Below are 13,426 nucleotides of genomic sequence, written 5' to 3'. Positions count from 1 at the left end.
CATGACGGTCGAGCTCAAAGCCATCAAACGATACCCGGTCAAGGGAATGCGCGGCATCGATATGCCAGACGCCAAAATCACGGCGCATAAAATGCTTGCCGATGACCGCCGGTTTGTCGTCGCCACCCAGTCATCGCTGGGACAAGACGGTGTGCGGGAATGGGCGCGCAAAAGCAACTTCCTGCAACTGGTCAACACCCCCAAACTGGCCGAACTTGGCACCGAATATGATCAGGACACCGCGACATTGACGGTTTTGCGAAATGGCCGGGCAATCTGCAAGGGCAAGCTTGACGATGCCATGGGCCGCACCGTGATCGAGGATTTCCTCAAGGCGTTTCTGAAAAACGATGTCGCTGGCACGCCGAAGATCTATTCCGCACCTGAAACCCAGTTTGGCGATATGCGCGAACCCTATATTTCGCTTCTCAATCTGGCATCCATCCGCGATTTCGCCACCCGCATCGTCCAGGGCGAAGTCGACCCGATGCGGTTCCGTGGCAATTTGCTGATTGACGGACTTGATCCGTGGAAAGAACTGGAATGGGAAGAAGGCCAGATCATCAAGATCAATGGCGGATCATTCCGGGTCATTCACCCGATCACCCGGTGCAAGGCAACAAGTGTCAATCCCGACACCGCCGTTTCCGACATCAATGTGCCCCTGATGCTGCGCAAGGGCGTGAACCATCTTTATATGGGTGTCTATGTCGAGGCCCTTGACGATGTGACCATCACCCCGGGTGATGCGATCACGATCGACTGACCCGAATATTCCCGAAATTTCCATTCTGCCGGTGGTTCACCCAAAACCGGCAGGATGTCGTTCATAGATGATCGCCGCCCCCGAATAGCGTTTCTAGTTTTCCGGATTGAATGTCGGGGCGTGAACAGCCATCCCGGCAAACATTTCATCATGATGCCAGTCAAGTCGCCAGGCCCGGATCGGCGGGCATCCCTTGCGGAACAGGATTTGTTCTTCCTTGGGGAACCGTGCGACTTCGGCTGATCTGAGGATCGGCTGGTTGTCCTGCGGGCGCAAATGCACCGGGCGTGTGGTATCAGCCCCGCCACCGGTATCGTCAAAGCGTGACATCGCCGTCAGTCCCGACACCCAGTCAAGGTTGAATGCCCCTTCCTGGCTAAGCACCGAAATGGCATCAACCCGCCCGACAACGTTTTCCCAGTTCAGGCACACATCCATCAGGCCGCTGACACCGCTAAATCCGGGCCAGACCACCATGCCATCACCATATCCGCCGCCAAGAAGCCGTTCAAACAGCGGCATGCGCCCGACCCGTTCCACCCCATCCAGCAGGATCAGGAATTCCGGATCCCCCGATTTCCAGCCGCGCTGATTGATCAGGTTCATCATCCCGGCCAGCATCACACGGCTGAAGGATGGTTGAACATCTGGCGTTTCCCCGGCCAGCTGCCCGATGACAAAAATCGAAACGCCGCCCGATACGATATCATCGATGGTAAAGCTGCTGCTGCTGACCAGGCGCGAGATTTGCGGATGATCGAATTCCGCCGTCGCATTGCGGCAGGCCTCGATGATCTTCATGCGCTGATCTTCGGTCATATCAAGGATATTCAGGGCGACCTCGGAAATCCGCCCATCGGCCGATTCAATCCCCATCAATTCTTCAAGGATCTTGTAAAACCGGTGAGAAGGCATGATCAGGTTGCGGCGAACTTCGCCCAAATTCCTGTTTTCCTTAAGGCTTTTCTGAATAGTATGAACGATGAAGCCCTGCAACAGGGTGCGCGCAGTTCGCACTTCCTGTTCGTCAAGTTCCTGGACAAACATCGGCGCCAACAGGGTATCGGCGATCAGCCCGGTATCGGTAATCAAGCCTTCACCCTGCTGACGGATAAAATCAAACGGATTGAATTGATGGGTTTCAGCACCGCTTTGTCCGTGCGGATCCAGCACGATCAGCTTCTGGCCCATTTTTGCACGGCGATCATGAACCGCGCGATAGATGCTGCCTACCCGTTCATAAACAAACAGATTGCCGGTATGAAGCAACGCATTGGGTTCGGCCGAGGACCGGTAATATTCGTCAGGTGACGTAGCAAAGGTGATGACACGTTTCAAACCCGACGCCCCGACCAGGCGTTTTTCATCCCCCCAGCGCCCCAGAACAAGTGGCGGATTGTTTTCAAGAAGCTTGCGTGCCGTCAGGTCTTCGCGCTTGGCCCATTGCCCTTCGGCCTTGATTTTGGCCTGCTGGGCCGGTGACAGGGTTTTCTTGGACTTCGAAGAAGCCGGTCGTGACCGGTTAATGGCAATCACAATCAGCGGCAGGAACATCGGGATGATGAAACATACCCCGCCAAGCAGGGCCAGTTCATAGTCACCATTAAACAAACCAAGGGCGATGACCATCCCGCCAAGTGCCCATAACAGCACCATGATGACCCGAAACAGACCTGTTCCCATCAACCACTCCCCGACTATGCGCGCCTTTCGGTGGTCACCACCTGTGTTCTTTGACCGGCAGTAACCTTACGGAATTATTTGTGATTTTTATAAATTGATACCAACAATAATCTCAGGTTGCACGATATATTCCGATATATTGCTTTACAGTTACACCGCGTTAAACAGGCACCCGGGACCGAAAATTCCCCCGGAAACGACAACACCCCTGCAAGTCATTGACTTACAGGGGTGTTTGTCATGTTGAGATGATGTAACCGTCAGATCAGGCCGAAACCGGTTCCGTACCTTCGTCGGAAGAAACGGCTTCTTCGTCATCACGGCCTGCCGCACGGCTGCGCCCGCGACGTGCTGTCGGATGGCGGCCACGGGTGCGGGCGGTACCACTTGCGGCACGGCGCGGTTTCTTTTCGGTTTCGTCACCCTGCTCTGCCGTTTCGGCATCAGCCGGGGTGTCGTCGCCAGCGGCATCTGCGGCTGCGGGCTTGTCGGACGCATCGGCATCTTCGGTTTTGCGCGGGCGACCGCGACCGGTTGCACGACCGTCGGTACGACGGGTGCGGGTTGCGCGTTTCGGCTTGTCGTCACCATCGTCGCTTGCAGCAGTTTCGGTGTTTTCACCAGCCGAACCGTCTGCATCCGCCGGGGTTGCAACACTGTCGTTGGACGCGTTTTCCGCGTTTTCGGTGTTGTCACCCTGCTGGTCGTCGCCCTGGTTTGACTGGGCGTCGTTGCGGTCGTCACGGTTGCCACGGTTGTTGCGCTGACGATTGTTTTCGCCACGTTCTTCGCGACGCTGGTTTTCCCACTCCTGTGCCGCCTGAAGAATGCGGTGGTAGTGTTCAGCGTGCTGATAGAAGTTTTCCGCAAGAACCGGATCGTCAGTGCAATCCTTGGCAAGCGAAACGTATTTTTCGTAGACCTGCTGGGCGTTGCCGCGAACACGGCCGTCCGGCCCATTGCTGTCAAAATTCTGGAATTTTGGATTTACTGGACGTTTGTTAGACTGTTGCCGTCCGCGCGGACGTTTATTGTTATTTCTCATATCAACATGACTTTGGTGTTGAAGAACAATCCGGTGGCATCAAAGGCCCCGGAACCACTCCGTCTGAAAAACATATTTCCCGCTAAACAGCACCGGTCAAAACGGCACCTACACAAACCTGCCGGGATCCATCAATGGAACGGAGATTGTTAACTGTTTACTGGGGAACACGGCGCTCTCATAAGCGCGTCGGGCACCCGGCCCGTTAAAACCAACCTATATGGCTTGATCTGTTATTCCAACTGTTTTTTTCACTGCCAATCGCTTTTTTTACATCACAGGGACGCAAAACTCAGATTACGCAACGACCAACAGAACAGCGCGTTTTCTTTGCCGCGACACAGCGCACAATACCGCCAAGGTCTTCGCGATATTCCACCCCGACAAAACCGGCTTCGACCAGCAACTGGCCAACGTCTTTTTCCTGACCGCGGCCGATCTCGAAAATCACGAAACCACCCGGCTTTGCCAGATCAAAGGCAACCTGTGACAGCACCCGATAGGCCGCCAGCCCGTCCCCTTCATCGGTCAGGGCAATGCGCGGATCAAATTTCTGAACTTCCGGTGACAGCGTTTCCATCTCGTCCCGGGTGATATAGGGCGGGTTGGACATCACAAGATCAAACCCGTCCGCACGTTCGCGATCATCAAGGGCACTATCCCAATCCGAGACCCGGAATTCCACCTGCCCGTCCAGATCAAGGGCGCGGGCATTTTCCCGCGCACAGGCAACCGCACCTTCGCTGATATCAAGACCGATACCGCTTGATCCGGGCAGATCACCAATGGTCGAAAGCAACAAACACCCGGTGCCGGTGCCAAAATCGACAATGCGCGGCGCATCATTGTCTTCAAGGAAATCAATCGCCCATTCAACAAGGGTTTCGCTATCGGGGCGCGGTTCAAGCGTTTCGGGGGCCAGCTTGAAAGTATGACGCCAGAAATCGCGTTCCCCCAAAATCCGCCCAACCGGTTCATGGCCGCTGCGCCGCGCGATCATGTCACGAAACAGTGCTTCCTTGTCAGCCGCGACTTCGTCTTCGGGCCATGCCGAAATCCGCCCGCCATCAACACCGGCCGCACGTGCAAGCAAGATACGCACATCCATCCGGGCATTTTCAATGCCCGCTTCATTCAGGGCTGCGACCCCTTCTGCCATCAATGTGCCGAGTGTTGCGGACATGCTTACCCTTCGATCTCGGCCAGTTTCTGTGCCTGTTCTTCGGCAATCAGGGCATCAATCATTTCATCGACGGCCGGGCCACCGGCAATGAAATCATCCAGACGATACAGGGTCAGGTTGATGCGGTGATCCGATACGCGTCCCTGCGGGAAGTTATAGGTCCGGATACGCTCGGAACGATCGCCTGAACCGACCTGCGATTTACGGTCAGCTGCACGCGCGCTGTCCTTGCTTTCGCGTTCCTGGTCATACAGGCGCGAAAGCAGCATCTTCATCGCCTTTTCCTTGTTCTTGTGCTGCGATTTTGCTTCCTGGCTGGCGGCAACCACGCCGGTTGGGATATGGGTGATGCGCACCGCACTATCGGTTGTGTTGACGTGCTGACCACCGGCCCCTTGCGAACGGTATGTATCAATACGCAGATCCTTGGGATCAATGCGGATATCGACTTCTTCGGCCTCGGGCAGCACCGCAACGGTTGCCGCAGACGTATGAATGCGACCGCCGCCTTCTGTCACCGGGACACGCTGCACACGGTGCACGCCACTTTCAAATTTCAGACGCGCAAACACGTCCGTCCCCGACACGTTGACGATGACTTCCTTGTAACCGCCAAGGTCGTTTTCGCTGGCATCCATCTGTTCGAACTTCCAGCCGCGGCCTTCGGCGTAACGCTGATACATGCGATACAGATCGGCTGCAAACAGGGCGGCTTCCTCGCCGCCGGTGCCGGCACGAATTTCAAGAATGGCGTTTTTGGTGTCTGCGCTATCCTTGGGGATCAGCATCAGCTTCATCTGCCGTTCGGCTTCGGGCAGTTTTTCAAGAATTTCGTATTTCTCGGTTTCTGCCATTTCACGCATGTCGCGATCGCCGGACGGGTCAGCCTGGATTTCTTCGGCTTCTTCAAGGTCGCTCAGAAGGCGTTTATAGGCCTCGATCGCCTCGACCACCGGGGCCAGTTCGGCATGTTCGCGCGACATTTTGGCAAAGCCTTCTCCATCAAGCTCGCCGCTTGAAAGAAGCGCGTTGAGTTCGTCAAACCGGCGCACAACACCATCAAGTTTACCAAGGTCGAGACTCACTCTTCATTCTCCTGCTTCGGATCGGTCGGGCTTTTTGCCGTGTCGACCGGTTTGTCTTCAAGTTCAAACAGGCGTGCCAACAATTTCTGGGCCTTGACCCATTCCACGGTGCCAACACCGTCTGTTGTCGTCGCCAAATCTTTCAGGGCCTGGGTCGGTGCATGCAAAAGACGATTGACCAGAAGTCTGGTTGCCTTTTCCGCATCCCCGTGGCTTTCACGCAGCGCATCTTCGCGGACGGCCTCGAACCGTTTGCGCAAATCGGCAATGGCCGGAACAGCCGCCCGTTGCGCACGATCCCGGACAAAACCGTCAAGCTCGGTTTCAATCAACGCCCAGGCTTCGTCTGCCTTTTCCTCGCGCCCGCCGCGTCCTTCGGCAGCGATCTTTTCCAGATCCTCGATCCGGTAAAAGAACACTTCGTCAATTTCATCGACCTGCGGATCGATATCGCCCGGAACGGCGGTATCAATCATCAGAACCGGTCGGAACCGGCGGCGTTTGACCGCGGCAAGCGCGCGGTCCTTGTCAATCATGTATCGCCGTGAACCCCCGGCGGTCAGAACCAGATCCGCCTCGGCCAGAAGCCGGTCCAGATCGTCCATTTCCGACCAGTGGCAATCAAGCCGTCTGGCCACCAGCCGCGCCCGGGCCGTCAGGCGATCGGTCACCAGAATGCGTCCGATGCCCCGTTCGGCAAGCGATGCGGCGATCAGTTCGCCCATGTCGCCTGCCCCGGCAACAAGCAAGGTACAATCCTTAAGATCACCATGCAGGTCACGGGCAACCGACTGGGCCGCTGCGGCAATCGAAACCGCGCCCTGTCCGATACCGGTCTGGCTTCGGACCTTTTTGGCGATCGCATAGGCGGTCTGATAAACCTGTTCCAGTTCGCGCCCGACCAGATCATGCTTGCGCGCGATGCGATGTGCATCCTTGACCTGACCAAAGACTTCGGGTTCGCCAATCACCAGGCTGTCAAGCGATGCGGCGACCGCAAACATGTGGCGAAGCGCATCCCGGCCTGCGCGGATATAAAGTTCGGTCGCCAGCTGATCACGATCAATATCAGCCCAAAGCGACATCAGATCGATCAGACGTTCGCGACCGCGCTCGGCCTCAGACGCCAGCAAATGGATTTCGGTGCGGTTACAGGTCGAAACCACCACGGCCTGCCCCAGACGGGCCTGCTCGATCGCGGCCAGAAACTGTGGCAGGCGGGCTTCTTCGATGAACAGACGGTCGCGGGTATCCTCGCTTGAGCGCCGATGATTGGTGCCGATCACCATCAGGCGATCAAGCGGCCAGTCTCCGGCATCCTCATGCGTTGGTCCGTCTGTCACGCTGTTCTCACTTTTTGCCGATCACATCAGCAAGCTGATCAAGTGCGACTTCCTGTTGCTCGCCACTGTCAAGATCGCGCAACTGGGCGACACCTTTGGCCAGTTCGTCATCACCAAGGATCACGGCCTGGCTGGCATTTGCCTTGTCCGCGCGCTTCAGGCGCTTTTTCATATTGCCTGAATAACCAAGCTCGACAGCCACACCGGCTTCGCGCAAAGTCTGGGCCAGACTTCTGCATTTGACTTCGGCCGCATCCCCCATCGGGATCAGGGCCACCGGACGGGCACCGGCCGGGGCTTCGCCCACCATCAGGGCAAGACGTTCCACACCGGCTGCCCAGCCAACACCGGCAGTCTGCGGACCACCCATGGTCGAAATCAGGCCATCATAACGGCCACCGGCCATCACGGTGCCCTGTGCGCCAAGGGTGTTGGTGGTGAACTCGAAACAGGTATGGCAATAGTAATCCAGACCACGCACCAGACGCGGGTTCAGCTGATAGCTGATGCCGATATCCCCCAGACCTTCGGTCAGGCCCTTGAAGAATTCCTTGCTGTGGTCATTCAGATATTCCGAAAACAGCGGCGCATTGGCCACCAGTTCGCGGTCGCCTTCATCCTTGGAATCAAGAATACGCAGCGGGTTCTTTTCCAGACGCGCGCGGCTGTCTTCTGACAGCTTGTCAAAATGGCCCTTGAAGTAATCGACCAGCACATCGCGATAAGCCGCCCGGCTTTCCGGATCGCCAAGGGTATTGAGTTCCAGCGTGATATCATCCCAAAGGCCAAGGCGTTTAAGGATATGTGCGCCATACCCGATCATTTCGATGTCGCCTGCGACCTGTTCGACGCCAAGAAGTTCGGCACCGATCTGGTGGAACTGGCGTTGGCGGCCTTTTTGCGGACGTTCATACCGGAACATCGGGCCATAATAGCTGACCTTGACCGGGGACATCTGCTGCATGCCATTGGAAATATAGGCACGCGCAATACCCGCGGTTCCTTCGGGGCGCAGCGTGATCTGTTCGCCGCCGCGATCTTCGAACGTATACATTTCCTTGGTCACGACATCGGATGTATCGCCAAGGGTTCTGGCAAAGACTTCGGTAAACTCGAAGATCGGCGTGGTCATCCGGTGGTAGCCATACAACTCGCCGATTTCGCGTGCAGTATTCGCGATATAATCCTGCAGACGGTTCTGTTCCGGCAGAAGGTCGTGCGTGCCACGGACGGGTTGAAGCGATGCCACTTTGGGTCTCCGATCTAACTTGAATTCCAGATATTTGCGCGAAAATCCGCGTTGCGCAAATTCATGCGAACATGAAAATAGCTTTCCGCCGGTGTGGCGGAAAGCCAAAATTGATCAATACAGCGTTGCTATTCCGCTGCGGTTTGTTTTGCTGCTTCTTCGGCTTCGATCTTGGCAGCCCGCTCTTCGACCAGTTCGACGATATGGTCGACCATCTTTTCGGTGCTGATATTGTGATCGGGACGGCCGGAAATATACATCTTGTGATTTCCGCCACCACCCCCGGTCAGACCGATATCGGTTTCGCGGGCTTCGCCCGGGCCATTGACGATACAGCCGATAATCGACAGGGAAATCGGGGTCGAGATATGGGCAAGACGCTTTTCAAGTTCTGCCACGGTTTCAACCACGTTAAAGCCCTGACGCGCGCAGGACGGACAGGAAATGATCTGAACACCGCGGGTCCGAAGGCCAAGCGATTTCAGGATATCAAACCCGACATGGATTTCCTCGACCGGGTCAGCCGACAGCGACACACGAAGCGTATCACCAATACCGGCCCACAGAAGGTTGCCCATACCGATCGACGATTTTACCGTACCACCGCGCAGACCACCAGCCTCGGTAATGCCAAGATGCAGCGGATAATCGCATGCTTCGGCCAAACCGTAATAGGCGGCAACCGCAAGGAACACGTCCGATGCCTTTACCGAAATCTTGAATTCGCGGAAATCCTGATCTTCAAGGATCTTGGCGTGGTTAAGCGCACTTTCGACCATCGCCTCCGGGCAAGGTTCGCCGTACCGTTCCAGAAGCTCCTTTTCGAGCGACCCGGCATTCACGCCAATGCGCATCGAACAGCCGTGATCCTTGGCTGCCTTGACGACTTCGCGCACGCGGTCGGTCGATCCGATATTGCCCGGATTGATGCGCAGACACGCAGCACCGGCTTCGGCCGCCTCGATCGCGCGTTTGTAATGGAAATGAATGTCGGCAACGATCGGGACATGCACCTGTTTGATGATGTCTTTCAGGGCTGCGGTTGATTCCTGATCGGGGCAGGAAACACGCACAATATCCGCACCCGCTTCTTCCAGACGATGGATCTGCGCAACTGTCGCGTTCACATCGGTGGTCAGGGTATTGGTCATCGACTGCACCGAGATCGGCGCATCTCCACCAACTTCCACATTACCAACACGGATTTTGCGGCTTTGGCGGCGTTCAATATCGCGATATGGGCGGACGCTCATTTCGTGTTCCAGAATGTTCAAGATGTCTTGGGGGTGTATATAGCTTATCAGGCACAGATTAGAAACCGTTGCCTGACAGATTTTCAGCCAGATTTTGCATATCTGACACGAAAAAGGCGACCCATCGGGTCGCCTTCGTCATCAGATCACAGTTCCGTGCCAGTTCGATGGCAGAAAAGTTACTGTGCAGTCGGCTGATCGGCCTGTGTCAGATCATCGACATCAAGCGAAAAGTCCGAAATCACCGCACCGTAATCGCCGACCGGCTTGGCGTCCGCACCGTCGATGCTATAGGTCAGCGCACCGGCATTGCCGACTTCAAGTTTAAGGCCATCGCGATTCGGCACCTTATAGGTATCGCCTGCCGTCAGCATACGGGTCAGAAGCACATTGCCATCTGACTCACGGATGCGGACCCAGCTGGTCTCAACCGCCGAAATCGTGACACGGCTGTCAACATTGACCGCCCCGAACACACGGGCACCGCCCGCCTCTTCGACTTCCGGTGCCGCAGGAACCGACGCAACTTCCGCTGCGGGTGCCGCCGGTACCGATGCCGAAGCAGCAGGTTGCTGCTCAGCCGGTGCAGGCGTCGCCGTCGCCGCAGGTGCCGTTTCGGGCGTGGCTGCGGGTTCTTCGGTCACAACCGGTGCCGGTGCATCAGATGCGCCCGTTGCCTCGGTTGCTTCTGCAACTTCGGCGGCCGGTGCCGATTGCGGTTCCGCGACCGGTTCTTCTGTCGCGGTTGCAGTTTCCTGTGACGGCACGACCGGGGTGACTGGCGCATCAGATGCGTCATTCGCCGCCGTTTCCGGGCTTACCGGTGCTGTTGCAGGAACATCGGCCTCAGCAGCTTGTGCCTCGGCTGCGTTTTCAAGATTACGCGGTTCAGCCGGCTCGACCGGCTTTGCCGAATAGCTTGCCAAGCGTTCGGGCAACGGATCAACCAGATCAGCAATGGTTTTGCCCTGGCTCGACAGATAGTACCATCCGCCATAAGCACCAAGACCCAGCATCACGGCAATCAGCAGCACCGCCCCACCGGGCACACGGCTTTCCTGAACCGGTTTCGGGAATGACAATTCGCTGCGAACCGCAGGCGCATTGCTTTCCTCGCGGAAACGACGGGTCATTTCTGCCCCGTCCAATCCAAGATGTTCGGCATATGCCTTTACAAAGCCAAGACCATAGGGACCATTCGGCAAGATCGAATAGTCGCTGTTTTCAATGGCTTCGATATAGATTTTGCGAATACGGAGCATACGGCAAACGTCTTCGACTGATTGCCCCAATCCGGTACGGGTCGCCTTAAGCAGGCTTCCGACATCGGCACTTCCACCGCCGAACTGATTATTCTCTGCGTCCATCACAACATCATTCGATGGCTGGTCCCCGGATAAAGGCCTGAAACGCAGGCGTTCGCGGGACTCATCACCCAAATGATCTTCCTTTCGCTTTTTGATCGCCAACTCCGCACCCCCACGTTACGATCTAGCAATAAAAATAGCAGATACCCCCACCAAAAGCGATGTTTTTTAAAGTTTTACACCATGATCTATTGCGAAAGCCTTAAGACGCGAACGCAGAGATCTGGTGGAACTGTCCATTATCGTCAGGACATATCTTTCAACTTCAGCCTTGCACATGCTTCTGACCATTTCCTTTACAGGACCGACAGATGCAGGCGCCATTGACAATCGTTTGATTCCCAAACCGATGAGAGCCATCGCTTCGAGCGGCCGCCCCGCCATTTCACCACAAATGGTCAGGCGGACATTCCGCTGGTCACACAATGTCACCAATTGCCGCATAAATGCAAATACACTCGGTGACAGGGTATCATACCGTCCTTCGATCCGCGGGTTACCGCGATCGGCTGCAAACATGAACTGCAACAGATCGTTAGTCCCAACCGACAGGAAATCCACCCGGTCAAGCAATGTCGGAGCCTGCCAGATCAGGGCGGGCACTTCGAGCATTGCGCCAACTTCGACCTTGCGCGGCACAAATCCGCGTTCGGCTTCACGTTTAAGCTGCTGATCCAGAAGCTGCTTGGCCTGATCAAACTCGGCCACTTCTGCGATCATCGGGAACATGACATACAGATCCCGGTCATGACCGGCCCGGATCAGGGCGCGCAACTGATGCACAAGCACTGCCGGGCGATCCAGGGTGATGCGGATCGACCGCCACCCCATTGCCGGGTTTTCTTCTGTCATGTCCTCCCAATAGGGTAACAACTTGTCACCCCCGACATCAAGGGTCCTAAACACAACAGGACGCCCGTCCGCCTGTTCGAAAATCCGGTCGTAAAGGCGCGTCTGGTCGGTGATATCGGGCATGGCCGATCGCACCATGAATGGAATTTCCGTCCGGTACAGGCCAATACCATCCGCACCGCTTTCCACCACATGGGGGACATCGATCAAAAGACCGGCATTCACATTAAGCGAAATGTCCGCACCATCGGTGGTGCGTGCGGGCATGTCGCGCATCTGGGCATAAAGCGCCTTGCGTTCCGCCCGGGCCTTAAGGGCGCCGTCAATTACCGCGCGCACATCTTCGGTCGGGCGGACAAACAGCTGGGTATTGTCGGCATCAACAATCAGCGGATCACCGGCCTCGACCTTGTCGAGAACCCCTTTGACCCCGCCCAGAACCGGAATATCAAGCGCACGGGCAACAATCGCCACGTGCGAGGTATGCGACCCTTCTTCAAGCGCCAGACCGCGCAACCGGGTATGATCATAATCAAGAAGTTCGGCCGGACCGATATTGCGCGCAACCAGAATGATATCATCAGGCAGATCGCCAAATGCCGGGGACTGATATTGCCCGGAAAGATGCTGCAACAACCGGTTGGCCAGATCTTCGAGATCATGAAGACGTTCGCGCAAATACGGATCGGAGACCTGCGCCATGCGCGCACGCGTATCGTCATGGACCTTTTGCACCGCGGCTTCTGCGGTAAGGCCGGTATGGACCGCCTCGGTGATGCGGTTAAGCCATCCGGTATCCTGGGCAATCATCCGATAGGCTTCAAGAATATCGCCCGGATCGTCGGCCTCGTTCAGGCCATCAATACCCGATACTGCTTCGAGCATCTTGTCGAGATGGTTCTGAAGCCCGTGCATGGCTTCGCGCAGACGCGTCAGTTCTTCTTCCGGGTCTTCGGACACCATGCGATCAATGACGATGCGCGGTTCATGAAGAACGGCAAGCCCCTTGCCGATCCCGGGTGCCAGACGCGCCCCGCCCAGACGCAGCGGCAACAATGCAATCCCATCAGCCGGAAGCAGTTCTTCACGGCTGACCAGTTCGCCACCGGCGACCATTTCGGCCAGCACCATGGCAACGTTTTCAAGCGCTTCCTGTTCGTCTTCGGAATAAAGGCGTTCGGTACGGTTCTGGACGGCCAGAACCCCGATGATGCGACCACCGCGCAAAATCGGCACACCGATCATGGAATGATAGATTTCCTCGCCGGTTTCCGGGCGATAGGCAAAGTTCGGGTGCTTTTGCGCATCCTTGAGATTAAGGGGACGGGCATGGGCAGCAACAAAACCGACAATGCCCTCGCCAACGCGCAGGCGGGTCATGTGGACCGCCTCTTTGGACAGACCACATGTCGCGAACAGTTCAAGCACTTCGCCCGCGCGCATGACATAGACCGAGCACACCTCTGCCACCATATCAGCAGCAATGATGGTTACGATCTGTCCCAGACGCTCTTCCGCAGTCCCCGGCCCAGCCATAACGTCACGGACGCGCTTTAAAAGGCGTCGCGGACCAGTGACTGCGGCGGAGGGAATGCTCATT

The 13,426-nt window shown here is 56.5% G+C and carries 10 protein-coding genes; 1 reads left to right on the top strand and 9 read right to left on the bottom strand.

Annotation, left to right across the window (positions count from 1 at the left end; translation table 11 throughout):
* Position 1: 1 nt before the first annotated feature.
* Positions 2-766, top strand: a complete 765-nt coding sequence (locus tag M9H61_RS20050; protein ID WP_101245829.1) for an MOSC domain-containing protein — start codon at positions 2-4, stop codon at positions 764-766.
* A 93-nt stretch (positions 767-859) separates the two neighbouring features.
* Here the strand turns inward: M9H61_RS20050 and M9H61_RS20045 are convergent, their stop codons facing one another.
* From M9H61_RS20045 to ptsP, 9 genes are all read right to left on the bottom strand, one after another.
* Positions 860-2,449: a type IV secretory system conjugative DNA transfer family protein gene (locus M9H61_RS20045; protein WP_250282588.1), complete on the bottom strand. Its 1,590-nt coding sequence runs from the start codon at positions 2,447-2,449 to the stop codon at positions 860-862.
* Between the two features lie 265 nt (positions 2,450-2,714).
* Entirely contained in the window at positions 2,715-3,494 is a 780-nt protein-coding gene (locus tag M9H61_RS20040; protein ID WP_250282586.1) for a DUF4167 domain-containing protein, read from the bottom strand.
* 292 nt (positions 3,495-3,786) lie between these two features.
* Positions 3,787-4,677 carry a peptide chain release factor N(5)-glutamine methyltransferase gene (prmC, locus tag M9H61_RS20035; RefSeq protein WP_068519669.1) on the bottom strand — a complete coding sequence of 297 codons (891 nt, stop codon included), beginning with the start codon at positions 4,675-4,677 and terminating at the stop codon, positions 3,787-3,789.
* A 2-nt stretch (positions 4,678-4,679) separates the two neighbouring features.
* On the bottom strand, positions 4,680-5,762 hold the full coding sequence (gene prfA, locus M9H61_RS20030) for a peptide chain release factor 1 (RefSeq protein ID WP_250282585.1): 1,083 nt from the start codon (positions 5,760-5,762) through the stop codon (positions 4,680-4,682).
* Complete coding sequence (gene hemA, locus M9H61_RS20025; RefSeq protein WP_068519667.1) at positions 5,759-7,105, bottom strand: glutamyl-tRNA reductase; 1,347 nt, start codon at positions 7,103-7,105, stop codon at positions 5,759-5,761. The genes prfA and hemA overlap by 4 nt, the downstream gene beginning before the upstream one ends.
* A 7-nt stretch (positions 7,106-7,112) precedes the next feature.
* The gene (gene hisS, locus M9H61_RS20020; protein WP_250282583.1) at positions 7,113-8,354 is read right to left on the bottom strand and encodes a histidine--tRNA ligase; all 1,242 of its coding nucleotides are present in this window, start codon (positions 8,352-8,354) and stop codon (positions 7,113-7,115) included.
* A 128-nt stretch (positions 8,355-8,482) separates the two neighbouring features.
* Entirely contained in the window at positions 8,483-9,607 is a 1,125-nt protein-coding gene (gene ispG, locus M9H61_RS20015) for a flavodoxin-dependent (E)-4-hydroxy-3-methylbut-2-enyl-diphosphate synthase (RefSeq protein WP_068519665.1), read from the bottom strand.
* Between the two features lie 179 nt (positions 9,608-9,786).
* Complete coding sequence (locus M9H61_RS20010; RefSeq protein WP_250282581.1) at positions 9,787-10,974, bottom strand: helix-turn-helix domain-containing protein; 1,188 nt, start codon at positions 10,972-10,974, stop codon at positions 9,787-9,789.
* Between the two features lie 168 nt (positions 10,975-11,142).
* Positions 11,143-13,425 (bottom strand): phosphoenolpyruvate--protein phosphotransferase, encoded by a 2,283-nt coding sequence (gene ptsP, locus M9H61_RS20005; protein ID WP_250282579.1) that lies wholly within the window; start codon positions 13,423-13,425, stop codon positions 11,143-11,145.
* Position 13,426 lies beyond the last annotated feature (1 nt).

It is taken from the genome of Thalassospira sp. GO-4 (assembly GCF_023588965.1).
Lineage (GTDB): Bacteria > Pseudomonadota > Alphaproteobacteria > Rhodospirillales > Thalassospiraceae > Thalassospira > Thalassospira povalilytica.
Note: the sequence above shows the minus strand (reverse complement) of the source record. Positions and strands in the feature narration are given on the sequence as shown.

Bases quoted from the DNA above. Each gene is read 5' to 3' on its own strand.
- M9H61_RS20050 (WP_101245829.1), top strand. From the start codon at position 2: ATGACGGTCGAGCTCAAAGCCATCAAACGATACCCGGTCAAGGGAATG.
- M9H61_RS20045 (WP_250282588.1), bottom strand. From the start codon at position 2,449: ATGGGAACAGGTCTGTTTCGGGTCATCATGGTGCTGTTATGGGCACTT.
- M9H61_RS20040 (WP_250282586.1), bottom strand. From the start codon at position 3,494: ATGAGAAATAACAATAAACGTCCGCGCGGACGGCAACAGTCTAACAAA.
- prmC (WP_068519669.1), bottom strand. From the start codon at position 4,677: ATGTCCGCAACACTCGGCACATTGATGGCAGAAGGGGTCGCAGCCCTG.
- ispG (WP_068519665.1), bottom strand. From the start codon at position 9,607: ATGAGCGTCCGCCCATATCGCGATATTGAACGCCGCCAAAGCCGCAAA.
- M9H61_RS20010 (WP_250282581.1), bottom strand. From the start codon at position 10,974: ATGGACGCAGAGAATAATCAGTTCGGCGGTGGAAGTGCCGATGTCGGA.
- ptsP (WP_250282579.1), bottom strand. From the start codon at position 13,425: ATGAGCATTCCCTCCGCCGCAGTCACTGGTCCGCGACGCCTTTTAAAG.